17 protein-coding genes are annotated in these 22,098 nt (G+C 72.1%); 5 read left to right on the forward strand and 12 right to left on the reverse strand.

Features of this window, described 5'->3' with window-relative positions:
- Positions 1–41 precede the first annotated feature (41 nt).
- Together DEJ50_RS08565 and DEJ50_RS08570 are read right to left on the reverse strand one after the other, a co-directional pair.
- On the reverse strand, positions 42–2,015 hold the full coding sequence (locus tag DEJ50_RS08565; RefSeq protein WP_150206975.1) for a glycogen debranching N-terminal domain-containing protein: 1,974 nt from the start codon (positions 2,013–2,015) through the stop codon (positions 42–44).
- A 479-nt stretch (positions 2,016–2,494) separates the two neighbouring features.
- On the reverse strand, positions 2,495–3,730 hold the full coding sequence (locus tag DEJ50_RS08570) for a DUF4192 domain-containing protein (protein ID WP_150206976.1): 1,236 nt from the start codon (positions 3,728–3,730) through the stop codon (positions 2,495–2,497).
- A 143-nt stretch (positions 3,731–3,873) separates the two neighbouring features.
- On the opposite strand from DEJ50_RS08570, the gene DEJ50_RS08575 reads away from it, so the two are divergent.
- Together DEJ50_RS08575 and DEJ50_RS08580 are read left to right on the forward strand one after the other, a co-directional pair.
- Complete coding sequence (locus DEJ50_RS08575) at positions 3,874–6,033, forward strand: RecQ family ATP-dependent DNA helicase (protein ID WP_150206977.1); 2,160 nt, start codon at positions 3,874–3,876, stop codon at positions 6,031–6,033.
- Between the two features lie 215 nt (positions 6,034–6,248).
- Complete coding sequence (locus DEJ50_RS08580; RefSeq protein ID WP_150206978.1) at positions 6,249–6,878, forward strand: hypothetical protein; 630 nt, start codon at positions 6,249–6,251, stop codon at positions 6,876–6,878.
- Positions 6,879–7,098: 220 nt separating this feature from the next.
- On the opposite strand, the gene DEJ50_RS08585 is transcribed toward DEJ50_RS08580, so the two are convergent.
- Genes DEJ50_RS08585 through DEJ50_RS08595 form a run of 3 tightly spaced genes read right to left on the reverse strand, consistent with a single transcriptional unit; the run spans position 7,099 to position 9,161 of the window.
- On the reverse strand, positions 7,099–7,752 hold the full coding sequence (locus DEJ50_RS08585; protein WP_150206979.1) for a hypothetical protein: 654 nt from the start codon (positions 7,750–7,752) through the stop codon (positions 7,099–7,101).
- A 59-nt stretch (positions 7,753–7,811) separates the two neighbouring features.
- Complete coding sequence (locus DEJ50_RS08590; RefSeq protein WP_150206980.1) at positions 7,812–8,522, reverse strand: ribonuclease HII; 711 nt, start codon at positions 8,520–8,522, stop codon at positions 7,812–7,814.
- A gap of 57 nt (positions 8,523–8,579) precedes the next feature.
- Positions 8,580–9,161: a TetR/AcrR family transcriptional regulator gene (locus tag DEJ50_RS08595; protein WP_150206981.1), complete on the reverse strand. Its 582-nt coding sequence runs from the start codon at positions 9,159–9,161 to the stop codon at positions 8,580–8,582.
- 148 nt (positions 9,162–9,309) lie between these two features.
- Between DEJ50_RS08595 and DEJ50_RS08600 the strand changes: the two genes are divergently transcribed.
- On the forward strand, positions 9,310–10,887 hold the full coding sequence (locus tag DEJ50_RS08600; RefSeq protein ID WP_150206982.1) for an MFS transporter: 1,578 nt from the start codon (positions 9,310–9,312) through the stop codon (positions 10,885–10,887).
- Positions 10,888–10,958: 71 nt separating this feature from the next.
- Here DEJ50_RS08600 and DEJ50_RS08605 read toward each other — a convergent pair whose 3' ends face one another.
- The 4 genes from DEJ50_RS08605 to DEJ50_RS08620 form a co-directional block, all read right to left on the reverse strand.
- On the reverse strand, positions 10,959–12,776 hold the full coding sequence (locus tag DEJ50_RS08605) for a DUF4153 domain-containing protein (RefSeq protein ID WP_150206983.1): 1,818 nt from the start codon (positions 12,774–12,776) through the stop codon (positions 10,959–10,961).
- 159 nt (positions 12,777–12,935) lie between these two features.
- Entirely contained in the window at positions 12,936–13,844 is a 909-nt protein-coding gene (locus DEJ50_RS08610; protein WP_150206984.1) for an ADP-ribosylglycohydrolase family protein, read from the reverse strand.
- Between the two features lie 11 nt (positions 13,845–13,855).
- Positions 13,856–14,515: a histidine phosphatase family protein gene (locus DEJ50_RS08615; RefSeq protein WP_150206985.1), complete on the reverse strand. Its 660-nt coding sequence runs from the start codon at positions 14,513–14,515 to the stop codon at positions 13,856–13,858.
- A gap of 26 nt (positions 14,516–14,541) precedes the next feature.
- Positions 14,542–15,147, reverse strand: coding sequence for a YdbC family protein (locus DEJ50_RS08620; protein ID WP_150206986.1), 606 nt, complete (start codon positions 15,145–15,147; stop codon positions 14,542–14,544).
- Positions 15,148–15,419: 272 nt separating this feature from the next.
- On the opposite strand from DEJ50_RS08620, the gene DEJ50_RS08625 reads away from it, so the two are divergent.
- Positions 15,420–15,824 (forward strand): VOC family protein, encoded by a 405-nt coding sequence (locus tag DEJ50_RS08625; RefSeq protein WP_150206987.1) that lies wholly within the window; start codon positions 15,420–15,422, stop codon positions 15,822–15,824.
- Between the two features lie 32 nt (positions 15,825–15,856).
- Here DEJ50_RS08625 and DEJ50_RS08630 read toward each other — a convergent pair whose 3' ends face one another.
- The 3 genes from DEJ50_RS08630 to nrdR form a co-directional block, all read right to left on the reverse strand.
- A complete protein-coding gene (locus tag DEJ50_RS08630) occupies positions 15,857–16,981 on the reverse strand; it encodes a hypothetical protein (RefSeq protein ID WP_150206988.1) in 1,125 nt (374 codons plus the stop codon).
- Positions 16,982–17,119: 138 nt separating this feature from the next.
- On the reverse strand, positions 17,120–19,996 hold the full coding sequence (locus tag DEJ50_RS08635) for a vitamin B12-dependent ribonucleotide reductase (RefSeq protein ID WP_150206989.1): 2,877 nt from the start codon (positions 19,994–19,996) through the stop codon (positions 17,120–17,122).
- Positions 19,997–20,125: 129 nt separating this feature from the next.
- A complete protein-coding gene (gene nrdR / locus DEJ50_RS08640; protein WP_150206990.1) occupies positions 20,126–20,635 on the reverse strand; it encodes a transcriptional regulator NrdR in 510 nt (169 codons plus the stop codon).
- A 519-nt stretch (positions 20,636–21,154) separates the two neighbouring features.
- Here nrdR and lexA point away from each other — a divergent pair.
- A complete protein-coding gene (gene lexA, locus DEJ50_RS08645; protein WP_150206991.1) occupies positions 21,155–21,946 on the forward strand; it encodes a transcriptional repressor LexA in 792 nt (263 codons plus the stop codon).
- The last annotated feature ends 152 nt before the right edge of the window (positions 21,947–22,098 follow it).

A 22,098-nucleotide genomic window follows, 5' to 3' on the forward strand; every position in this document is an offset into this window, starting at 1 on the left:
CTTTGACGGTCCGGACCGCAGCGGCCCACAGGCCGCGTCCGCTACGTCGCCAGCTGCAGCGCATCGGCGGCCTCCTCCACCATGCCCAGGCCCAGCCGGCTGACCCGGACGGCGAACGGTTCACCGGCCACCCGCAGGCCGGAGAGCCGCAGGGCGCCGAGCGGGGCGTTGCCGACCGGAGCGAGCGCCACGGTGCCGGCCGGTGCATCGGGGCGGATCCCGGCGAGGGCGGTGAGCACGTGGATTCCGGCGGCAGCCGCCACCGAGGCCGGGCGGCAGGCCGCGGGGTGCGGCAGCGGGGCGCTGCCCTCGGTCCGCTGCTCGGCCGCATACATCTCGGGCAGCCGGTAGCCGAAGGACTCGGCGGCGTCCAGCAGCCCCCGGAGCAGTCCGGCGGCCTCCTTCTCGAATCCGGCGGCGGCCAGGCCGGCGACCGCGATGGCGCTCTCCTGCGGGCGCACTGCTCCCGAGCGGTGGCCGAAGGGGTTGTGTCCGGGCTCCCGCACGGCCATGCTGCGCAGCCCCCAGCCGGAGTCCATCGGCGGGGCTCCGAGCAGCCGGGCGAGCTGCTCGGTGCGGACGGGGTCGAGCAGCCCGGGGGCGAGCTGCCCGCCGCCCAGCAGCCCGGTGTCGAGCAGGTGCGCGGCGGCGGCGGTCAGCCGGGGCAGTGGGCGCCCGTCGGGGTGCAGCGCGGCGGCCGGCCGGCCGCCGGAGGGGCCGTCCCCGTCGATCCAGAACCGGGCCCGGAACCGCCGTCCGAGGGCAGCCGCCCAGTCCCGCCATTCCTCCGCATCCGGACGGCCGCACTCGGCCAGCAGGTCGGCTCCGAGCAGGGCCGCCCGGTGGGCGTGGGCCTGGGTCTCGCACCGGCGTGGCCCGGGGTCGGGGTCGGCCAGGAACCCGTCCTCCCCGAGGTTGGCGCGCAACCAGCCCAGGCAGCGCTCGGCGGCCGGCAGCAGCTCGGCCAGCTCCCCCTCCGGCAGCCCCCAGCGGCGGGCCTCGGCGAGGACGGCCGGGAAGGCGAGGGTGGCCTCGGTCCCCGTGCAGCCCGGGGGGAGCTGCGGCCCCGCGCCGCGCAGCGGGCCGGGGATCCGGCCCGCCTCCGGCCCCCGGCCACCCGTCTGGGTCCGGGCCAGGATGCGCAGGGTGGCGACGGCCAGCCCGGTCCCGAGCGGCAGCGCCATCCTGGCGGCCCACAGGGACTCCGCCGGGGCAATGCCCAGGCGCCAGGGCACACCGGCCGCCACAAAGGCGCCGGAGGGCCCCTCCGGGTCTCTCAGCAGCAGCGCCCGCAGGTCCTCCCGGCTGGTCCGGAACCAGAGGTCGGCGCGCGGGTCGTCCCCCTCGGCCCGGGCCTCGGACAGCGGGTTCGCCACCTGTCCCACGGGGGCCCTGGCCGTGCGGTGCTGCGCGGTGCGCAGCTCGATGGTGCGGGCCTCGCCGGGGGCGAGTTCCAGCTGCCAGCGGAGCAGTCCGGCGGAGGCGACCGCATCGTCCGGGGGCGGCTCGGCGGTGGTGACCGCCTGGGCTTCGCCGGCACTCCAGTGCAGTCCGCTGGTGTGCACCCCGGCCGGCACCTCGGGCCCGGCGCGGCCGGAGGCAACGGCGGCCAGGTCGGCCAGGTCGGTGCCGAGGGTGATCTCCACCGGTACCCGGTGCGGTCGGGCGGTGAAGTTCCGCAGGGTGATGCGCTCGGTGCCGTCGGCGTGCCGGACGCGTTCGACGCCGATGTCGGGGTCCGGGCCGGCTTCGGCACCGGTGCGCACGGTGGCGGTGAAGCCGGCCCGGTCGGCGCCCAGGCTGCGGCCCTGCACGGCGACCGGGTCGCGCCCGGCGATGCGCAGCAGGCAGCGGGAGAGCAGCCGGCGTCCGGAACGGTAGATGCCGTCGAGTCCGGACCCCGTGAGCTGGCCGTGCTCCGGAGAGATCGCCAGGCAGGGCGCGGCAACACAGATGACGGCGCCGTGCACCGGCGGCAGTTCGGGCCGGCGGGCGGGGGGAACGGGGTGAGCCATGCGTCGGGCTGCCTTGTCTGCCGGGGCTGCGCTCGGGACGGGTGCACTGGGGCAGCCGCGCGGCTGGGCCGCCGCCACCTCAAGGCTGAACGCCCCCACCCCCGCCCGGGTCACGGCCGCCGGCTGCGACGGCCGCGGCCGGCCTACCGGCCGGACCGCCCGGGCGACCGTCCTGGCGACCGCACGGGTGAGGGTCGATGCGGCCCCTGCCGCGAGCCGGGCACCCCTGAAGACGGTCTTCGGGAAGGCCGGTGCCCGGCGCCCGGGACGTGCTGCACGGCAGGTGCCGCCGGCCCTTCCGGTGCCGACCGACCGACGGGGCGGCCGGGGCGGGCGCAGAACCGCCCGGCGAAGGCAGGCCCGGTCGGCCGGTGGCCGGGGAGGTCCTTGGCCACGGGCACCGCATGCCCGCACCGCCCCGGGCAGCCCGGGTCCGGCGGCTGTGGGTCCGGAGGCCGGCCGAGGCCGGAGCCCTGGCCTCACTGCTCGCTCCCGGCGGGGCGGCGGGTGTTCCGGCGGGAGGTCTTGGAGCGGCGTCCTGCCGGGCGGGACAGTGACGGCCGCTTGCGGCGCGGTTCGCGGCGGCGGCGCTCTTCGCGCAGGCAGTGCCGCAGCCCCTCCGGGTCGATGCCCTCGTTGCAGGCCCGGTGGAGCAGCTGGGCGAAGCGGTACTCGGCATCGGCCCGCAGCGCCAAGGACAGCGCGATCCGGGCGGTCGGCTCGTCCCCGGTGGACCAGGAGACCCAGCCGGCCAGGGTGAGCGGGGCCGCGGCGTGTTCCTGGTACGCACCGACGCAGCGGCGGGCCAGCGCGCGCCACAGCCGCAGCGCGGGGGCGGCCTCCTCGTCCTCCATCCATTCCGCCGCGATGTCCCGGATCTCCCGGTCCTGGAGGCCGAGGATGAGGGCGGCGGCCTCGTCGTGGCCGAGCAGCGCATCGTCCCAGTCGTCGGCCGCCGGGCCGCCTTCCGCCGGCGGGGCGAGGGTCAGCCGCCGCATCAGGGTCCGGGCCAGGGCGAGGGTCTCCGCGCCGACCTCCTCCCGGGTGGTGCCGTCGAGGATCCTCGGCACCAGTCCGATGGCGGTCCGGTCCAGCGCCCGCAGCTGTTCCTCGGCCACCGGGCCGCGCAGGGGCGCCAGCCGGTTTTCGATCTCCTTGAGCGTGCCCCGCACGTGCAGCCCGGCATAGGTCGCGGCGGCGGCCATCACCGAGGTCCCGGGAGCGGCCAGCGGGCTCCCCTCGGCCGGGCAGCAGCGGGGGTCCGGGCAGCAGTAGGACCAGTACCGGCCGCCGGAGATACAGAGGGCCTCCAGGACCGGCACGTCCAGGCCGCCGCAGGCCAGCCGGATCCGCTGGGCGAAGGGCCGGAGCCGGGTCATCACCCGCTGGGCGGTCTCGCCCTCCTGTGGATCCTGGCAGAGGAACAGGACGATGCCGTCCGGCTTGCCGCCGCGCCGCTCACTCCCCCGCACGAGGCAGTCCGCGACCTGGCGCGCGGTGTCCTCCCATTCCGCGGACGTGGTGGGGAGGCCGACCCTCAGCCGGCCGCCGAACCGGCCGCCCTCGCCGTGGACCGCGACCATGACCAGGGAATCGCTGGGGTGGAAGCCGACCATGTACGGCAATGCGTCGGCCAGTTCTGCCGGGCTGCGCAGGGTGATCTGCGGGCCGACGGGTGACTGCGGAGACTCGATGGGTTCTTGGTTCTTCGTCATGCCCCGACGGTCGCGGTCCCGGCCCCATCCCCGAAACCCCTGTGGACAACTCCTGGCATGTCCAGAACCATGCACGGCTTTCACCGTCCACAGGCCCCGGAGGCCGATGGCGCGATGTCCGACCCATCAGGTTGCATGGGGGCATGAACGCAGACCTGAGGTCCTCCGCCGATTCCGTGCTCGCCCGCCTCGTCGGCGACCCGACGGGCACCGCGCGGCTGCGCGAGGACCAGTGGCGGGCGATCGAGGCCCTGGTCGCGGACAAGCGGCGGGCCCTGGTGGTGCAGCGCACCGGCTGGGGCAAGTCCGCCGTGTACTTCGTGGCCACATCCCTGCTGCGGGCCGCCGGCTCCGGGCCGACGGTGATCGTCTCGCCGCTGCTCGCACTGATGCGCAATCAGGTGGAGGCGGCTGCCCGGGCCGGTATCCATGCCCGGACCATCAACTCCGCCAACCCCGAGGAGTGGGAAACCATCCAGGCGGAGGTGGCGGCTGGCGCGGTCGATGTCCTGCTGGTCAGCCCGGAGCGGCTGAACAACCCCGAATTCCGCGACCAGGTCCTGCCGAAGCTCGCGGCGGCGACCGGTCTGCTGGTGGTGGACGAGGCCCACTGCATCTCCGACTGGGGGCATGACTTCCGTCCGGACTACCGGCGGCTCCGGACGATGCTGGCGGATCTGCCGCCGGGGGTGCCGGTGCTCGCCACCACCGCCACCGCCAATGCCCGGGTCACCGCGGACGTCGCCGAGCAGCTGGGCACGGGCGCGGGCACGGACGCTCTGGTGCTGCGCGGTGCACTGGACCGGGAGAGCCTCAGTCTGGCGGTGCTGACACTGCCCACGGCCGCGCACCGGCTGGCCTGGCTCGCCGACCACCTGGGCGAACTGCCGGGGTCGGGGATCATCTACACCCTGACGGTGGCCGCGGCCGAGGAGGTGACGGCCTACCTGCGCCACCGCGGGCACACGGTGGCCTCGTACACGGGCCGGACCGAAAACGCCGACCGGATGCAGGCCGAGGAGGACCTCCAGGCCAACCGGGTCAAGGCCCTGGTGGCGACCTCGGCTCTCGGGATGGGCTTCGACAAGCCCGACCTGGGCTTCGTCGTGCATCTGGGCTCCCCGTCCTCGCCGATCGCGTACTACCAGCAGGTGGGCCGCGCAGGCCGTGGCGTGGAGCACGCGGAGGTGCTGTTGCTGCCGGGCAAGGAGGACGAGGCGATCTGGCAGTACTTCGCCTCCGTGGCCTTCCCGCCGGAGGAGCAGGTTCGCCGGACCCTCGACGTGCTGGCGCAGGCGGGCAGGCCGCTCTCGCTGCCCGCCCTGGAGCCTCTGGTCGACCTGCGGCGCACCAGGCTGGAGACCATGCTCAAGGTCCTCGACGTGGACGGCGCGGTGCACCGCGTCAAGGGCGGTTGGACCTCGACGGGCGAGCCGTGGACGTACGACGCCGAGCGGTACGCGTGGGTGGCCCGGCAGCGGGCGGCCGAGCAGCAGGCCATGCGGGAGTACGCGGCGACCGGCGGGTGCCGGATGGAGTTCCTGCGACGCCAGTTGGACGACGAGGGGGCCCGGCCGTGCGGCCGGTGTGACAACTGCGCGGGCGCCCGGTTCACCGCTCAGGTCTCCGAGGCCGCGCTGGACACGGCGCGCGGGGAACTGGGCCGTCCGGGGGTGGAGCTGGAGCCGCGCCGGATGTGGCCCACCGGGCTGCCGGCGGTCGGGGTGGACCTCAAAGGCCGGATTCCGGCGGGTGAGCAGGCTTCCGCGGGCCGGGCGCTGGGGCGGCTGTCCGATATCGGCTGGGGGAACCGGCTGCGCCCGCTGCTGGCCCCGCAGGCTGCGGACCAGCTGATTCCGGACGACGTTGCCCAGGCTGTGGTGGCCGTTCTCGCCGACTGGGCGCGCGGGCCGGGCGGCTGGGCCTCGGGGGCACCGGACGCACCCGCGCGGCCGGTGGGCGTGGTGGCACTCCCCTCCCGCGGCAAGCCCCAGCTGATCGGCTCACTGGCCGCGCGAATCGCGGAAGTCGGTCGGATTCCGCTGCTCGGCACGCTCGCTTACACGGACGCGGTACCGGAATTCGGGCTGCCGTCGTCGAACAGTGCACAGCGGGTCCGGGGCCTCCATCAGGCGTTGACCGTGCCCCCGGCGCTGGCGGAGACCCTGGCGGAGGCGGCCGGCCCGGTGCTGCTCGTGGACGACCGCTCGGAGAGCGGCTGGACGCTCGCGGTGGCAGCGAGGCTGCTGCGGCGAGCCGGGGCAAAGGAGGTGTTTCCGCTGGTACTCGCGATCCAGCCGTAGCGGAATGCGTGATCAAGTGCGCAGCGGGGCAAGGATTTGAGCGGCATACCAGCCAATTCCGGTCGGCCGGGCCAATTGCTCGTTGCCGCGCGCTGATGGGCCACGCGAGAATTGGAGGGCTCCCGCTCGGCTCGTCGGCACTCTTCAGGGCCGCGCTGCGGCGCGCCGTCACCCAGCCGTGCCCCGTCAGCGGGCGTGTACCCGAAGGGAGGACCGTGACCTTCGGATTCGCCCCGCCCGCGAGCACGTCCCTGGCAACGCCCGGCAAGGGAGTCAGCCGGCACGGCAGACTGCTGGAGCCCGCCGAGTGGACATCCGCCGGAATCCCGCTGCTGACCAATCCGCGCGAGGTGGTCAGCGGGTTGCACTCCCGGCACACACCGGTGCCCGGGGTGGCCATGATCGCCGTACTGGGGCCCGAAGATCGGCTGGTGGCCAGCGCATCCTTCACCCACCGGTCCGGCTCGGCGGACGGCTGGGACTACCGCAACGCGCTGCTGGCCCGGCTGCGCCGGGTGCTCCCGCACGACCTGCGGCGCCGCAGTCCGGTCCGGACCGCGGTGCTGCTCTACTGCCGGGACGGCGACGAGCAGTGGACCGAGGAGGACGGGGCCTGGATGTGGGGGCTGCGGGACGCCTGCACCCTGCACGGGCTGCGCTGCGGTGCGTACATCACGCTGACCCGGGACGGCTGGCAGGTGCTGGGCGAGGGCCGCGGCGGCCGGCATCCCGACTCACACTCGCCGCCGGTGCGGCTGGGTGACATCGTGACGGATCCGGTGCCGCTGACGCTGCGGACGGGCGGCGGCGCCACCGAAACCCTGCGCCGTACCGTCGCACGCTGAACGGCCGTCAACCGCAGCCGGGTGAGCCGGGCCGGCGGCCGGTGAACTGCCGTGGTGTGCACGTGCGTACGCGGACGGGCGTGCGGACGGCGACACCGCACGGCACGGCACGGCACGGTCGGACTTCACCGGGCGGAGGTACACGGAACGGGGCTTCAGCGGGGCCGGCCCAAGGCCTGCCCCGCCCCTTGCCCGCTCCCCCGCGCGTGGGTACGGGGCGTCAGACGCCCGCGCCCAGCACGGAGTTGATCCGCTCCGGCTCGCCGCACACGATCAGCAGCGCACCGGCTCGGGTCAGCGCGACCGGCAGTGCCCGCGCGGCCGAGTCGAGCGGACCGCCGTTGGCCGCGAAGACCACGACGGGCCGGCCCGCGGCCCGCTGTACCTGCGCGGCGTCCGCGTAGAAGACGTCGTCGCCGGCGTCGTGCTGGGCCCAGTAGGCAGGCTCGCCGAAGGACAGCTCGTGCGCGGCCCACGGGTGCAGGTCGCCGGTGGTGAGCACCAGGATGTCGCCGGGCGCGCGACCGGTGTCGAGCAGCAGGTCGACGGCCTCTTCGGCCGCATCCAGGGCGCCCTCGGCCGAGGCCGGGATGAGCTGGATCTGCGGCACCGCGGCGGAGACCGAGGGAGCTGCGGAGGTGGTTACGGGGGCAGGTCCGGACGTTGCCCGCTGCACGGGCGGAGCGGGCCTGGGGGCGCCGCCCGCATGGTGTGCCGCTGCGGGGGCAGGACCGGGGCGCCCGGGCCGCGGTACGGCGGCGGGACGCGGACCAGGTACGGGGCGGGGGGTCTGCGCGGTGCGGCTCGCGGCCGGCGTGACGCGGGGACCCTGGGCACTCTCGTGAATCTGAGGCTCCTCGGGGGTGAGAGGCATGAGTTGGTGTCTATCAAACACCGGTACGAAACGTACCGGTGGGTGCCACATGGGCGCGATCAGAAATCGAAGCCGAGCTGGCCTCCGTTTTCCAGACCGAGTGATTCCTCGCTGCGGCGGATCTTCTTGAGATGCCGCCACTGGGGCAGCCCGTCCATGTACGACCAGGAGAGCCGGTGGTACGGGGTGGGCCCCAGCTGTTCAAGTGCCGCCCGGTGCACGGGCGACGGGTATCCGGCGTTGGCCGCGAAGGCGAACTGCTCGATTCCGCCTCCGGGTTCGCTGAGTTCGGCCATCATGCGGTCGCGCCGGACCTTGGCGATCACCGAGGCCGCCGCCACGGCAACGCAGGACTGGTCCCCCTTGATCACGGTACGGACCTGCCACGGCCGGCCGAGGTAGTCGTGCTTGCCGTCGAGGATCACCGCGTCCGGCCGGACCGGCAGACCGTCCAGGGCCCGGACGGCGGCGAGCCGGAGGGCGGCGGTCATCCCCAGTTCGTCGATCTCCTCCGGGGAGGCGTGGCCCAGGGAGTGGGCGGTGACCCAGCCTTCCAGCACCTCGGCGAGCTCGTCGCGCCGCTTGGGGGTGAGGAGTTTGGAGTCGGTGAGTCCTTCGGGCGGCCGGCGCAGGCCGGTGATCGCCGCGCATACGGTGACGGGACCGGCCCAGGCCCCTCGCCCGACTTCGTCGACCCCGGCGATGACCCGCGCGCCGGTGGTTGCACGAAGGGAGCGTTCGACGGTGTGGGTGGGTGGTTCGTACGGCATGGCGCCAGCAAGGGTACGCCGCTTGGTGCCCCGGCGACACCCCGGGCCGGGTCCGGCTCACCTGCTGAGCATCGGCACCAGCACCCGGTCGATGAATTCCTCGATGTCCGAGTCTTCCCATTCGCTCCCGCACACCTTTGTCCGGTACATCATCATCGCCGGAATGACGTCGGCAACGAAGGGTCCGGTGGCATCCGGTCGGACATCGCCACGCTCAATTCCGCGCTCGATCAGGGTTCCGAAGACCCGACCGGAGGGTTCCAGGAACGCCGTGCGGATGATCTCCCGGAAGCCCACCACTCCCACGGCATCGCATTCGTGAAGAACCGACCTCAGGGCCTGCCCGGAGCGCGAATGCATCACATCGCGCATCCGCCGGCAGAGCAGCCGGAGGTCGCCGCGGATCGACCCGGAGTCGGGGACCTCGGCCACCGGGGGCAGCGAGGCCCGCAGCGCGTCGGCGACGAGCTCGCCCTTGGAGGACCAGCGCCGGTAGACGGCAGCCTTGCCGGTCTGCGCTCCGGCGGCCACGGCCTCCATGGTGAGGGCGTTCCAGCCGACCGTGCAGAGCTGTTCGATCGCGGCGTCGACGATCGCCGCCTCCAGCTCGGCACCCCGCCGGCGAACCGGACCCGCCATCACTCCGCACCTCCGCCGCTACCCGCCCACACGTGAACCGTCGTACGGATTTTCAGCTTAGTGAACGCTTGAGTTCCCTAACCGGGCCATTTTACGGTGGTCAAACAGTGAACGATCGCGTTCACTATTTTCACGTGGGGGATCAGCAGTGACACCAACACCCCTGACCACAGCCCGAATACCGGGAACCGCGCGGCGTGCGGGTCGTCCCGGAGCGGCCCTCACCGTCATCGCCGCCTGTCAGCTCATGGTGGTGCTCGACGCGACCATCGTGAACATCGCACTGCCCCACATCCAGACCGCCCTCAGCTTCTCCACCACCGACCTCTCCTGGGTGGTCAGCGCCTACACCCTCACCTTCGGCGGACTGCTGCTGCTCGGCGGCCGGGCTGGCGACATCCTGGGCCGGCGCCGCGTCTTCCTGGCCGGAATCCTGCTGTTCACCCTGGCCTCCCTGCTCGGCGGACTGGCCCAGGAGCCCTGGCAGCTGCTGGCCGCCCGCGCCCTCCAGGGGGTCGGCGGCGCCATCGCCTCACCCACTTCGCTCGCCCTGATCACCACCACGTTCCCGGAGGGTCCGGAGCGGAACCGGGCCTTCGGCGTGTTCGCCGCGGTGTCCGCCGGGGGCGGCGCGATCGGCCTGCTCGCCGGCGGCATGCTCACCGAGTGGCTGGACTGGCGCTGGGTGCTCTTCGTCAACGTGCCGATCGGCGTGCTCATCGCCGTACTGACACCGCTCTACATCAGCGAGTCCGAACGCCACCCCGGCCGCTTCGACTTCGCCGGCGCCATCACGTCCACCACGGGCATGGCCGCCCTCGTCTACGGCTTCATCCGCGCCTCGGAAGAGGGCTGGCGGGACGTCCTGGCCCTCGGCTCGTTCGCCGCGGCCGTCGTACTGCTCGCCCTGTTCGCACACCTCGAATCCCGGGCCGCCGAGCCGATCACCCCGCTGCGGATGTTCGCCGAACGCAACCGGGCCGGAACCTACTTGATCATGCTCAGCCTCGCCGCCGCGATGTTCGGGATGTTCTTCTTCATCGTCCAGTTCGTCCAGAACGTGCTGGGCTACTCCCCCATCCGGTCCGGCCTCGCCTTCCTGCCGGTGACCGCCGTGATCATCATCGCCGCCGGCCTTTCCCAGCGGCTGCTCCCCCGCTTCGGCCCCAAGCCCTTCATGGTCACCGGCGCCGCCCTGACCGGCACCGGACTCATCTGGCTGACCCTCCTCGACACCGGCAGCAGCTACCTGTCCGGGGTCCTCGGCCCGATGCTCCTCTTCGGCCTCGGCATGGGCCTCAACTTCGTCACCCTGACCCTGACCGCCGTCTCCGGGATCGCCCCGCACGAGGCGGGCGCCGCATCCGGGCTGCTCAACGCGAGTCAGCAGGTCGGCGGTGCGCTCGGGCTGTCCATCCTGGTCACCGTGTTCGGCACCGCCGCCCGCGGCGAGACCGAGAGGCAGCTGCCGGACTTCCTCGGCGAGGCGAGCACGGCGGAGCAGGAGGTCTTCGAGAAGACCGGCATGATGCCCGGACCGGCCGGCCATGAGGTGCTCACCGAGGGCATCTCCACGGCCTTCGTCGCGGGCGCGGGGATGGCGGCAGTGGCCCTGCTGACCGCCGTACTGGTGATCCGGGTGCGCACCGGCGACCTCGAGGCCCTGGGCGGCAAGACCACCACGGCGGGCCCGGCAGGCCCGGCAGACCCGGCCGCAGCCGGCTAGAAAGCCGCAGGGCCGCGCGTACGGAGGCTTCGTACGCGCGGCCCGATCGGCACTCCTGCACCGGCTTCCGGTCAGTACTCGTACCGGCTGCCGAAGGCTCCCAGCCGCGAGCAGACCTCGTACGAGGTCGTCACCGGCCGGTCGCGCAGGATCTTCTTCGCCCGGTGCTCACCCAGGCTGGTCGCGTACCAGGGCTTCTGCCCCCGGTCCGCCAGCGCTTCGTTGATACCGCGCAGGGCGCAGGACCGGTGCGGCTCGGGCAACCGGTCCAGGGCGGGCACCGCGTCTGCCGACAGCGTCTGGAAGTAGGCCAGATCGATCGCCTTGCCCTGGTCCCGGTCGCTCTCGGCGGCCTCCTGGAAACGGCTCACGTTCCGCTCCGCGATCAGCCCGTCCGGGGAGGCCAGTCCGAAGGCCAGGACCACGGCCCCGGCGCTGGCCACCACCGCGCGCGGCAGCCAGCGGCCACCGAACACCCCGGCCGCGATGATCAGTACGATCACCAGCCCGAGCCACAGCTCCATGGTGGCCACGGAGAGCCGGAGCCGGGTCAGCCCGTACGCATCCACGTAGAGGTCCATCCGACGCAGCGCCGAGGCGACGACCACCAGGGTCAGCACGCAGAGCGCGCCCAGGACGGCGCGCACCAGCCGCCGGTCGCCGGGACCGGAGCGCGGGGCCCAGCGCAGGGCGAGGGCGATCACCACGAGGGTGAGCAGCGTGGCCCACAGCAGCTGCCAGAAGCCCTGCCGGGCGTATTCGGCATAGCTGAGTCCGGTGCTTTCGAGCACCTTGTCGTAGCCGCCGAACAGGACGGCGAGCTGCACCGCGATGAAGCCGGCGAAGAGCAGGTTCAGCACGACCAGCGGAAGGGCCCACTCCACCGGGGACCGCGGCGTACCGGGGGCTATCTTGATCCGGTCCCAGCGCAGCGGAGCCGCGGCGGCCCGGGCGGCAGCGACCGCAACCAACCCGCCGAGCAGGAAGAACAGGATCCGCAGCGGCCCGTCCTCGACGGACACATCAGGGGTCAACGCGCCCAGCAGATCGGCGAACGCGGCGTCGGCGGAGGCGAACAGGGCGCCGAACAGGACCAGCAGGACCAGTCCCACACCGGCCGCCCTGACCACCGGCCACCAGCGCTCGCGACTGCCCTGGCCGCCGGCCCGCAGCCCGGCCCAGGCCCAGACGACTCCGGTCGGCGCCGCGTCGAAGAAGCCCAGCGGGCTGAGCAGTACGCCGGGCCAGGTGCGGCTGCCGTAGAGCGCGAGCGCACCGAGGCCGATGGCCGCGAACAGGGCGAGGACGGCGGGCCAGCCGGCGTCCCGAAGCGCAGGGATCGCGAGCAGGGCGAGGCAGCCGACGGCCCAGGCAAGGGTCCACGGGCGGGCCTTGCGGCCGGCGGCCCGGGCGGCGGCGTAGGCGGCCAGGGCCGCCGGGACGGCGGTGATCAGCAGTCCGGCACCGAGCCCGTCACCGAGCAGGAAGGCGGCGGCGAGCGCGGTCGCGAGGATGCCCCAGAGCGTGGCGGCGCGGACCGGCGCGGGGTCGGCGGGCCGGATGAGCGTCGCCCAGCCGGGCTGCTGGGTGGCGCGTCCGGCGTGTTGCGGCGCCTGCCACACGGGGTGGACCGCTCGCGCCTGCTGGGGCTGCTGAGACTGCTGGGGTTGCTGAGGGCCCTGCTGCGGCTGTGACGCCTGCTCGGGCACCTGCGGCGCCTGCTGCACCTGATCCGGCGCCTGCTGGGCCTGCTCCGGCGCCGGCTTGGGCGCCTGCTGGGGCGCCTGTTCAGACGCCTGCCCGGACACCTGCTGTGCCTGCTCGTTGGTGCGAGCCGTTTCGTTCGCGGCGCCCCCGGCGCCCTTCCCGTCGTCGGGCTGTTCCGGCATCGGGTTCCCCTCCCCCTCACGGCCGCCCCGGCTGGATCGTCCCGGAGCGACGCAGCGGTCAGAGTAGGCCGATGACGTGCGGTTTCAGCCGATCGAGGAGTGCCCTGTGGCAGGACCGTGACAAAGAGAACCGGGCAAAACGGATCGGTCAGGACAGCCTCAGGCCTTCGGTTCCGGCAGCCAGGCCGGCAGAGCCTCCGTCTGGGCCACCCAGGCCTGCGGAAGCACCTCGTTCCCGCGCGCTCCCAGCACCCCGCCGACGATCGCGCAGTTGGTGTCCACGTCCCCGCCCACCTGCGCGGTGGTCCAGAAGGCCTGCTCGAAGTCCCCCAGCGACCGGGCGGCCGACCAGAGGGCGAAGGGCACCGTGTCGTGCGCACTGGTGCGCCGGCCGCAGCCCAGCACCGCCGCGACCGTGGTCGCGTTGCCGTAGTCCAGCATGTCCCGTGCCCGGCGCAGGCCGGCGCCCACCGCACTGCGCGGCACCAGCGCGATCACACCGTCCAGCAGCGCGCCCGGGGTGGGCGGACCGGCCGGGGCCGCCGCCAGGGCGGCTGCCGCGGCGACGGCCATCGCCCCGCACACCGCCTCCCGGTGCTGGTGCGTGGTGTACGAGGAGATCTCCGCCTGGTGCGTGGCCTGCTCGGGGTCGTCGGCGTACCAGGCGCCGAGCGGGGCGATCCGCATCGCCGCGCCATTGCCCCAGGACCCCTGGCCGTTGAACAGCTCGGCTGCCAGCGTCCGCCAGTCCCCGCCCTCCCGGATCAGCCGCAGCATCCGGTTCACGGCGGGCCCGTAGCCGCGGTCGAAGTCGTGGTGCCGGGCGAAGGATCCGGCCAGGGCGTCCTGGTCGATCCGGTCGTGCTCGGCGAGCACCGCGAGGACCGAGCAGGCCATCTCGGTGTCGTCGGTCCACTGCCAGGGGCCGGACGGCAGCCGGCGCTGCTTGAGCAGCGGGTAGTTCGCGGGGACGAAGAACTGGGAGCCCAGGGCGTCACCCACCGCCAGCCCGCGCAGGCTGGCCAGGGCGCGTGCGTAGCGCCGGCCGGGAGAGGAGTCAGGGGTCATCGCGGGCCACTCTAGCCGTCCAGGTCATAAGGCTCGGGTGTGGTCCACCGCTCAAATGGGCGGTCCATCCGGTAGCGGCCGTCCTTCTCCAGCCGGAGAACCCGGAATTCGCCGTTCCCGGGGTTCGACAGACTTTCGAACTCCGACACCGACCAGTGGAACCAGCGCATGCAGAACAACCGCATGGTCAGCCCGTGCGTCACCAGCAGAACGTTCGGCGGATGGTCGGGGGCCTCGAAACTGCGGTAGAGGCTCTCCAGGAAGGAACCGACCCGGTCGTAGACGTCCGCCCCGGACTCGCCCTGCGCGAACCGGTAGAAGAAGTGACCGTAGGCATCGCGGTACGTCTTCTGCAGCCGTACGTCGTCCCGGTCCTGCCAGTTGCCCCAGTCCTGCTCGCGCAGCCGCGGCTCCTCGCGCATCCGCACCCGTGCCGGGTCCAGGCGCAGCGCGCGGAAGGTCTGGAGGGTCCGGCGGTACGGGGAGACGTAGGCGCTGATGCGCTCCTCGCCGAAGAGCTCGCGCAGCTTCTCGCCGGTCGCAGCCGCCTGCGCGTGACCGGCGGGTGTCAGCCGCAGCGCATGGTCGGGCTCCCGCTCGTACACCGTGTCGTCGGTGTTGCCCTCCGATTCCCCGTGCCGGACGAGGACGATCCGTCGTGGTCGTACCATCCCACGACCCTAGTGGGAACCGCCGGTCAGACCGTCCAGGCGGGCTCGAGGTCGACCACGTCGCCGGTCAGTGCCTCGACATCGGCTTCGGTCTGCGCACGCAGCGAGAGCCGTTCGACCCGCTCCTGCCGGTACTTGCCGTGCTCGGCCGCCGACTTCCACATGGACAGCACCAGGAACTCACGGCCCGGCGCCTCGCCGAACAGCCCGCGCAGCATCCCCGGAGAACCGGCCATGGCCGGATTCCACACCTTCTCCTGCATGAGTGCGAAGTGGTCCAACCGGCCCTCCCGCACCCGGGTGTGCGCGACCCGGACGACGTCTGCGTCGGTGAACCGGGGCTCGAAGCCCGTCTTCACATCGAAGCGGTGGTCGAACAGCCGGCTGCGCACACCGGTGTAGGTGCCGTTCTGGGCGGCTGCCAGCCGGTCGTACGAGCGGGCCATGAAGGAGTCGTAGAACGACCGGCTCTCCCAGAACGCGAACACATGCGCAACCCCCTGCCGCCCCCGGCTCCAGCCGCCACCCTGCCCCCGGAATCCCGGCTCGCCAGGCAGCCCCGCCCATTTCCGCTGCCCCCGTTCGAACCCGCGTCGATCCGTCACCGTGCAGCGAATCCACTTGACCAGCACCGGGTCATCGTACGGTGCGCGGAGCGGCCCCGGTCAGTCCTCGGAGCGGTAGGTACGCAGGAGTTGGTCCGCGGCGGGGTACGGGCAGCCGGGTCCCGAACTCCCGGTCGAGCGGGCCCCGGGCGTCGAGCGGGTTCCGGGCCCGGACGGGTGATCCTGCCCTGCTCCGGCCTCCCGGCCCGCGCTGCCGTGCCGTGAAGGGGCGTCCCGGCGCGGTGTCATGGCCCGGGATGCCCGCATCGGGGGGCATCACACCACCGGAGGGAACGACCATGTTCGGGAACACCAAGGCCTTCAGCAGCTTCTCCGTGGACGATCTGTCGCGGGCGGCGCAGTTCTACCGCGACACCCTGGGACTGCGCGTCTCCGAGGAGGACGACATGCTCCTGCTGCACGTGGCAGACGAACGGAACATCCTCGTCTATCCGAAGGAGAACCACTCCCCGGCGAGCTTCACGGTCCTGAACTTCCCCGTGCCGGATGTGGAGGCGGCCGTCGACCAGTTGCAGGCGCGCGGGGTCACATTCGAGCGCTATCCGCAGTTCGAATCCGACGAGAAGGGCATCCACCGTGGCGAAGGCCCGGACATCGCCTGGTTCAAGGACCCGGCGGGCAATGTCCTCGCCGTCCTCCAGCAGGACGGAACGGCAACCCCCGCAGGCCCGAGGGGGCGGTGAACCCGGCATCGGTGCACCGCCCTGACCGGCCCTCAGGTGCGCAGGGCCCGCAGATCGAGGTCCGGGGCGCCATGCTCCGCGAGCCAGGTCAGCCGCCGGTCCCCGGCCGCCAGGCCCTCCCGCGCCGTGCTGCACCAGTCCCCGCGGTCGACCAGGGCGAGGTAGGAGGTCCGGGCCTCGTCCCAACGAGCCTTGACCGTGGCGTCGTCGGTCCAGGCGGGTACCTCCTTGGTCAGATACTGGGCGACCGTTGCCGCCGCGAAGTAGCGCTCGGCCGTAGGTCCCAGTGGTCCGAGGTGGCGGACATGGGCCTCCAGCAGCGCGAGCGCATGGGGGTAGAGGCGCAGCGAGGTGCCCATGCCCTCGCAGTACGTCATCACATGGAGGATCCGCCCCGTGTGGTCCACCACGTCGGCGTCGTCCCCGGACTCCGCGATGACCTCGTGGAGCCTGGTCACCCGCGCGACCTCGTCGGCGAAGTAGCTGTTGAGGAAGTCGCCGTCGACGGCTCTCCGGAGCAGCCACGGCAGGACGGCCGGGTGGTCGTCCACGTGCCGGCACAGGGTGTCCACCACATGGACCCGCCCCCAGGCGGTGACCCGTTCCGCGAGCCAGAGCAGCGCATCGACACCACCGGGCAGCCGGTCCAGGGCCCGCGCCGCCAGAGGTCCGAAGGCGTTCGAGAGGAGGCCGATGGTCTGGATCCTCGGGATGTCGTCCACCGTTGCGACCTCGGCGAGCATGGCGAGCCCGATGGCCACCGAACCGAGATCGGTCCCGTGCCGGACCAGCCATCGGCCGGTTTCCCGGGCCCTGGCTGCCGGTGCCCGCAGGACGGCATCAGCGATGTGTTGGTTGTAGCGGAACGGCGTGGGAACCTCGCGGAGCCTGACGGCCAGCGCGTATGGCGAAGCCCTCGGGGCGTCGAAGTACCGGTCGAGGAGTTCCGCGGCGTCGACGTCTGTGCGCGTGTGGTCGAGCGGCCGGTCCTGCCGGTCTCGGCACCGGCGCGGTTCCGCGTCGGGAATCGGCTCCCCGTTACGGGGCAGGGGCCCGTCCGGCGTCAGCCGATGCAGCCGGAGGGCGTGCCGGAACAGGGTGGTCGGGGTTCCGGGCAGTTCGGTTCCGGGCAGTCCAGTGCCGGGCGTCTCGCTCACCGGCGGACGGAAGACTCGATTCTCTTGATCATGTCCAGCAGCCTGCCACAGTCCCGTTTCCCGCGGCAAGCCCCGGAATACGCCGAGGGCGGTGGCGCCGGAAACCCGGCGCCACCGCCCTGACCTGCCGGCGGAAGATCAGCTGCAGCCGCTGGTCGAGCCGCAGCCCTCGCAGATGTAGCAGGAGCCGGCGCGCTGCATCTTCGTCCCGCAGGAGAAGCAGAGCGGCGCGTCCGCGGAGACGCCGAGCTGCATCTCCACCAGTTCCGCGTTGGTGTGGGCCACCGGCTTGGGCGCCGGGACCTCGACCGCCGGGGCCGGGACGGCCGCCAGCGGGGCGGACTGGGCCAGGGACTCCGTGTCGATCTCCTCGTCGAGCGGCTCGTAGGAGCCGGTCTCGAGGTGGCGCTGGCGCTCCTCGGCGGTGTGGATGCCGAGGGCGGAGCGGGTTTCGAAGGGCAGGAAGTCCAGGGCCAGGCGGCGGAAGATGTAGTCGACGATCGACTGCGCCATCCGCACGTCCGGGTCGTCCGTCATGCCGGCCGGCTCGAAGCGCATGTTGGTGAACTTCGAGACGTAGGTCTCCAGCGGGACGCCGTACTGCAGGCCGACCGAGACGGCGATCGAGAAGGCGTCCATCATGCCCGCGAGGGTGGAACCCTGCTTGGACATCTTCAGGAAGACCTCGCCCAGGCCGTCGTCCGGGTAGGAGTTGGCGGTCATGTAGCCCTCGGCGCCACCCACGGTGAAGGAGGTGGTGATGCCCGGGCGGCCCTTGGGCAGGCGCTTGCGGACCGGCCGGTACTCGACGACCTTCTCCACCGCGGTGCGGATGGTCTCCTCCGCCTTGGCAGTGACCTCGGCCTTCTCGGCTTCCTTCTTCTTCGCCGAGAGCGGCTGGCCGACCTTGCAGTTGTCGCGGTAGATCGCAAGGGCCTTGACGCCGAGCTTCCAGGCCTCGAAGTAGATCTCCTCGACCTCCTCGACGGTCGCCGTCTCCGGCATGTTGACCGTCTTGGAGATGGCGCCGGAGATCCAGGGCTGGATCGCGGCCATCATGCGGACGTGGCCCATCGGGGAGATGGAGCGCTCGCCCATCGCGCAGTCGAAGACCTCGTAGTGCTCGGTCTTCAGGCCGGGGGCGTCGACCACATTGCCGTGCTCGGCGATGTGGGCGACGATCGCCTCGATCTGCTCCTCCTGGTAGCCCAGGCGGCGCAGGGCCTGCGGGACGGTGCCGTTGACGATCTGCATCGAGCCGCCGCCGACCAGCTTCTTGAACTTGACCAGGGCCAGGTCCGGCTCGACACCGGTGGTGTCGCAGGACATCGCCAGGCCGATGGTGCCGGTCGGGGCCAGCACCGACGCCTGGGAGTTGCGGAAGCCGTTCTTCGCGCCGAGGCGGAGGACGTCCTGCCAGGCCTCGGTGGCCGCGGCCCAGACCGGGGTGTCCAGGTCGTCGGTGCGCGGGGCGACGGCGTTGGCGTCGGCGTGCTGCTTCATCACGCGCTGGTGCGGCTCGGCGTTGCGGGCGTAGCCGTCGTACGGGCCGACGACCGCGGCGAGCTCGGCGGAGCGCTTGTACGCCGTACCCGTCATCAGCGAGGTGATGGAGGCGGCGAGGGTCCGGCCGCCGTCGGAGTCGTACGCGTGGCCGGTGGCCATCAGCAGGGCGCCGAGGTTGGCGTAGCCGATGCCCAGCTGGCGGAAGGCGCGGGTGTTCTCGCCGATCTTCTGGGTCGGGAAGTCGGCGAAGCAGATGGAGATGTCCATCGCGGTGATGACGAGCTCGACGACCTTGGCGAAGCGCTCGACCTCGAAGGACTGGTTGCCCTTGCCGTCGTCCTTGAGGAACTTCATCAGGTTCAGCGAGGCGAGGTTGCAGGACGTGTTGTCCAGGTGCATGTACTCGCTGCACGGGTTGGACGCGGTGATGCGGCCGGACTCGGGGCAGGTGTGCCAGTTGTTGATCACACCGTCGTACTGGATGCCCGGGTCGGCGCAGGCCCACGCGGCCTCGGCCAGCTTGCGGAAGAGCGCCTTGGCGTCGACCTCCTCGATGACCTCGCCGGTCATCCGGGCGCGCAGGCCGAACTGGGTGCCGTTCTCGACGGCCGTCATGAACTCGTCGTTCACGCGGACGGAGTTGTTGGCGTTCTGGTACTGGACGGACGTGATGTCGTCGCCGCCCAGGTCCATGTCGAAGCCCGCGTCGCGCAGGGCGCGGATCTTCTCCTCTTCCTTCACCTTGGTGGCGATGAAGTCCTCGACGTCCGGGTGGTCCACGTCGAGCACGACCATCTTGGCCGCGCGGCGGGTGGCGCCGCCCGACTTGATCGTTCCTGCGGACGCGTCGGCGCCGCGCATGAAGGAGACGGGGCCGGAGGCGTTGCCGCCGGAGGAGAGGAGCTCCTTGGAGGAGCGGATGCGGGAGAGGTTCAGGCCGGCACCGGAGCCGCCCTTGAAGATCATGCCCTCTTCCTTGTACCAGTCGAGGATCGACTCCATGGAGTCGTCGACGGCCAGGATGAAGCAGGCGGAGACCTGCTGCGGCTGGGGCGTGCCGACGTTGAACCAGACCGGGGAGTTGAAGCTGAAGATCTGGTGCAGCAGGGCGTAGGTCAGCTCGTGCTCGAAGATCTCGGCGTCGGCGGGCGAGGAGAAGTAGCCGTACTCCTCGCCGGCCTTGGTGTAGGTCTTCACGATCCGGTCGATGAGCTGCTTCAGACCGGTCTCGCGCTGCGGCGTGCCGACCGCACCACGGAAGTACTTGCTGGTGACGATGTTGACCGCGTTCACCGACCAGAAGTCGGGGAACTCGACGCCGCGCTGCTCGAAGTTGACCGAGCCGTCGCGCCAGTTGGTCATGACGACGTCACGGCGCTCCCAGGCCACCTCGTCGTACGGATGCACGCCGGGGGTGGTGTGGATGCGCTCGATACGCAGGCCCTTGCCCGCCGCCTTGGATCCCTTGGCGCGGGAACCACGTGCCGGGCCGCTCGCCGTCTCTGTCATGCCGCCTCCCATATGCGGGCAAAAACGCCCTAATGTGCCAGCAATATTCCGTGGCACGGTTCTGACTCTTGGATCTGTGCTGCTCTACGAAGCGCGCCGGACCGACGGGGCCGCTGTGCGGCTGCCCGGTCAGTCGGCGGCGGAGGCGGGCACGGGGACCGAACCGGCCCCGCCGGGCTCGCACTCTCGGATGTGAGGCCGCTCCCGCAGTTCCGCGATGGCGGCCTCGAAGTCTTCCAGCGTGTCGAACGCCTTGTAAACGGACGCGAAGCGCAGGTACGCGACGAGGTCGAGCTCCTGCAACGGGCCGAGGATGGCCAGACCCACATCGTGGGTGGTCAGCTCGGCGCTCCCGGTGGCGCGCACCGCCTCCTCGACCCGCTGGCCGAGCTTGGCGAGGGCGTCCTCGGTGACCGGCCGTCCCTGGCATGCCTTGCGCACGCCCGAGATGACCTTGGTGCGGCTGAACGGTTCCGTCACGCCACTGCGCTTGATCACCATCAGTGACGCGGTCTCCACCGTGGTGAAACGGCGGGAGCAGTCGGGGCACTGCCGGCGCCGGCGGATCGACGTACCGTCGTCCGTGGTGCGGCTGTCGACGACGCGGCTGTCGGGATGCCTGCAGAAGGGGCAGTGCATGGCTCCCTCACCCTCCCTCTCGGCACGACTGAACAGCCCACGCAGACCCGCAACGACGGAAGCCGGGGCTCAGTCGGGGGCTCGTGAGGCAGCCACCAGCATATGCGATGCCGGGACCCCCGGCGGACCGGGGAACACAACTTCTGGGTGGCCGCGCCCATACAACCACTAGATCTTGGGTTCCGATGGATTTGGGAGCCTCCGCGTGTCGCGGGGCGGGATGACCGGATCCGGGGATTTGGGGTGCCAGACTGGGGGCGTGCCCGGCCGTCGGTGATCCAGCGGGGAAGGGTACCGTAAGGAGCGAGGTCCGGGCCGAACCCGCGTTCGGCGGGTGGCGGCAATTCCGCCGGGCCCACGGCGCGGCCACCGCCGCCATCGCGGCCCATACACCGCTTCATGTGTTCACGTAGAGCAATCTGCGATTTTTCACTCGAACGTGCGTTTGGCGCAACCTTTCGAAAGCAACTACCGTTGTCCAGCCAGGGGAGAACATTCCGTTCGAGAGGGGCCGCCGACGTGACCACCACCGCAGACAGTGCCACCATCACTGCCCAGAACCGCTCCCAGAGCCGACTCGAGCCGGTGCATGCCATGAATGACGCAAGCCTGAATCCCGAGGCGGAGACCGTACGTCCCGCACGCTCGCTGCCCGGGCGACCTCCAGGCATCCGCGCCGACAGCTCCGGGCTCACGGACCGGCAGCGGAGGGTCATCGAGGTCATCCGGGACTCGGTGCAGCGGCGCGGTTACCCGCCGTCGATGCGTGAGATCGGCCAGGCGGTGGGCCTCTCCAGCACCTCCTCGGTGGCACACCAGCTGATGGCGCTGGAGCGCAAGGGCTTCCTGCGGCGCGACCCGCACCGCCCGCGGGCCTACGAGGTGCGCGGCTCGGACCAGCCCAGCTCGCAGCCCACGGACACCACCGGCAAGCCCGCCGCCTCGTACGTGCCGCTGGTCGGCCGGATCGCGGCCGGCGGCCCGATCCTCGCCGAGGAGTCCGTGGAGGACGTCTTCCCCCTCCCCCGGCAGCTGGTGGGTGACGGCGAGCTCTTCGTGCTCAAGGTGGTCGGCGACTCGATGATCGAGGCCGCCATCTGCGACGGCGACTGGGTCACGGTCCGCCGCCAGCCCGTCGCCGAGAACGGCGACATCGTGGCCGCCATGCTCGACGGCGAAGCCACGGTCAAGCGGTTCAAGCGGGAGGACGGCCATGTCTGGCTGCTCCCCCACAACGCCGCCTACCAGCCGATCCCCGGCGACGAGGCCACCATCCTCGGCAAGGTCGTCGCCGTACTGCGGCGGGTCTGAACCCCGCCGCCCTCGCCGAACCCCGGGACCCACTGCGCCGGTCCCGGGGTTCACTCTTTTCTGCGCCTAAGCCGGCGCCGCTCTCGCGGAGGTGGTCGATCGCCGTGGGGGTTGCTCCATTGATGGCGGGCGCTCGTGCACCCGGAGTCGTG

Source organism: Streptomyces venezuelae (assembly GCF_008642295.1).
Classification (GTDB): Bacteria; Actinomycetota; Actinomycetes; order Streptomycetales; family Streptomycetaceae; genus Streptomyces; species Streptomyces venezuelae_C.

Coding starts and splice junctions, on each gene's coding strand:
- DEJ50_RS08585 (WP_150206979.1), bottom strand. CDS start 7,752: ATGCCTCTCACCCCCGAGGAGCCTCAGATTCACGAGAGTGCCCAGGGT.
- DEJ50_RS08625 (WP_150206987.1), top strand. CDS start 15,420: ATGTTCGGGAACACCAAGGCCTTCAGCAGCTTCTCCGTGGACGATCTG.
- DEJ50_RS08615 (WP_150206985.1), bottom strand. CDS start 14,515: ATGGTACGACCACGACGGATCGTCCTCGTCCGGCACGGGGAATCGGAG.
- DEJ50_RS08575 (WP_150206977.1), top strand. CDS start 3,874: ATGAACGCAGACCTGAGGTCCTCCGCCGATTCCGTGCTCGCCCGCCTC.
- DEJ50_RS08565 (WP_150206975.1), bottom strand. CDS start 2,015: ATGGCTCACCCCGTTCCCCCCGCCCGCCGGCCCGAACTGCCGCCGGTG.
- DEJ50_RS08635 (WP_150206989.1), bottom strand. CDS start 19,996: ATGACAGAGACGGCGAGCGGCCCGGCACGTGGTTCCCGCGCCAAGGGA.
- DEJ50_RS08610 (WP_150206984.1), bottom strand. CDS start 13,844: ATGACCCCTGACTCCTCTCCCGGCCGGCGCTACGCACGCGCCCTGGCC.
- DEJ50_RS08595 (WP_150206981.1), bottom strand. CDS start 9,161: ATGGCGGGTCCGGTTCGCCGGCGGGGTGCCGAGCTGGAGGCGGCGATC.
- DEJ50_RS08590 (WP_150206980.1), bottom strand. CDS start 8,522: ATGCCGTACGAACCACCCACCCACACCGTCGAACGCTCCCTTCGTGCA.
- DEJ50_RS08570 (WP_150206976.1), bottom strand. CDS start 3,730: ATGACGAAGAACCAAGAACCCATCGAGTCTCCGCAGTCACCCGTCGGC.
- nrdR (WP_150206990.1), bottom strand. CDS start 20,635: ATGCACTGCCCCTTCTGCAGGCATCCCGACAGCCGCGTCGTCGACAGC.
- DEJ50_RS08605 (WP_150206983.1), bottom strand. CDS start 12,776: ATGCCGGAACAGCCCGACGACGGGAAGGGCGCCGGGGGCGCCGCGAAC.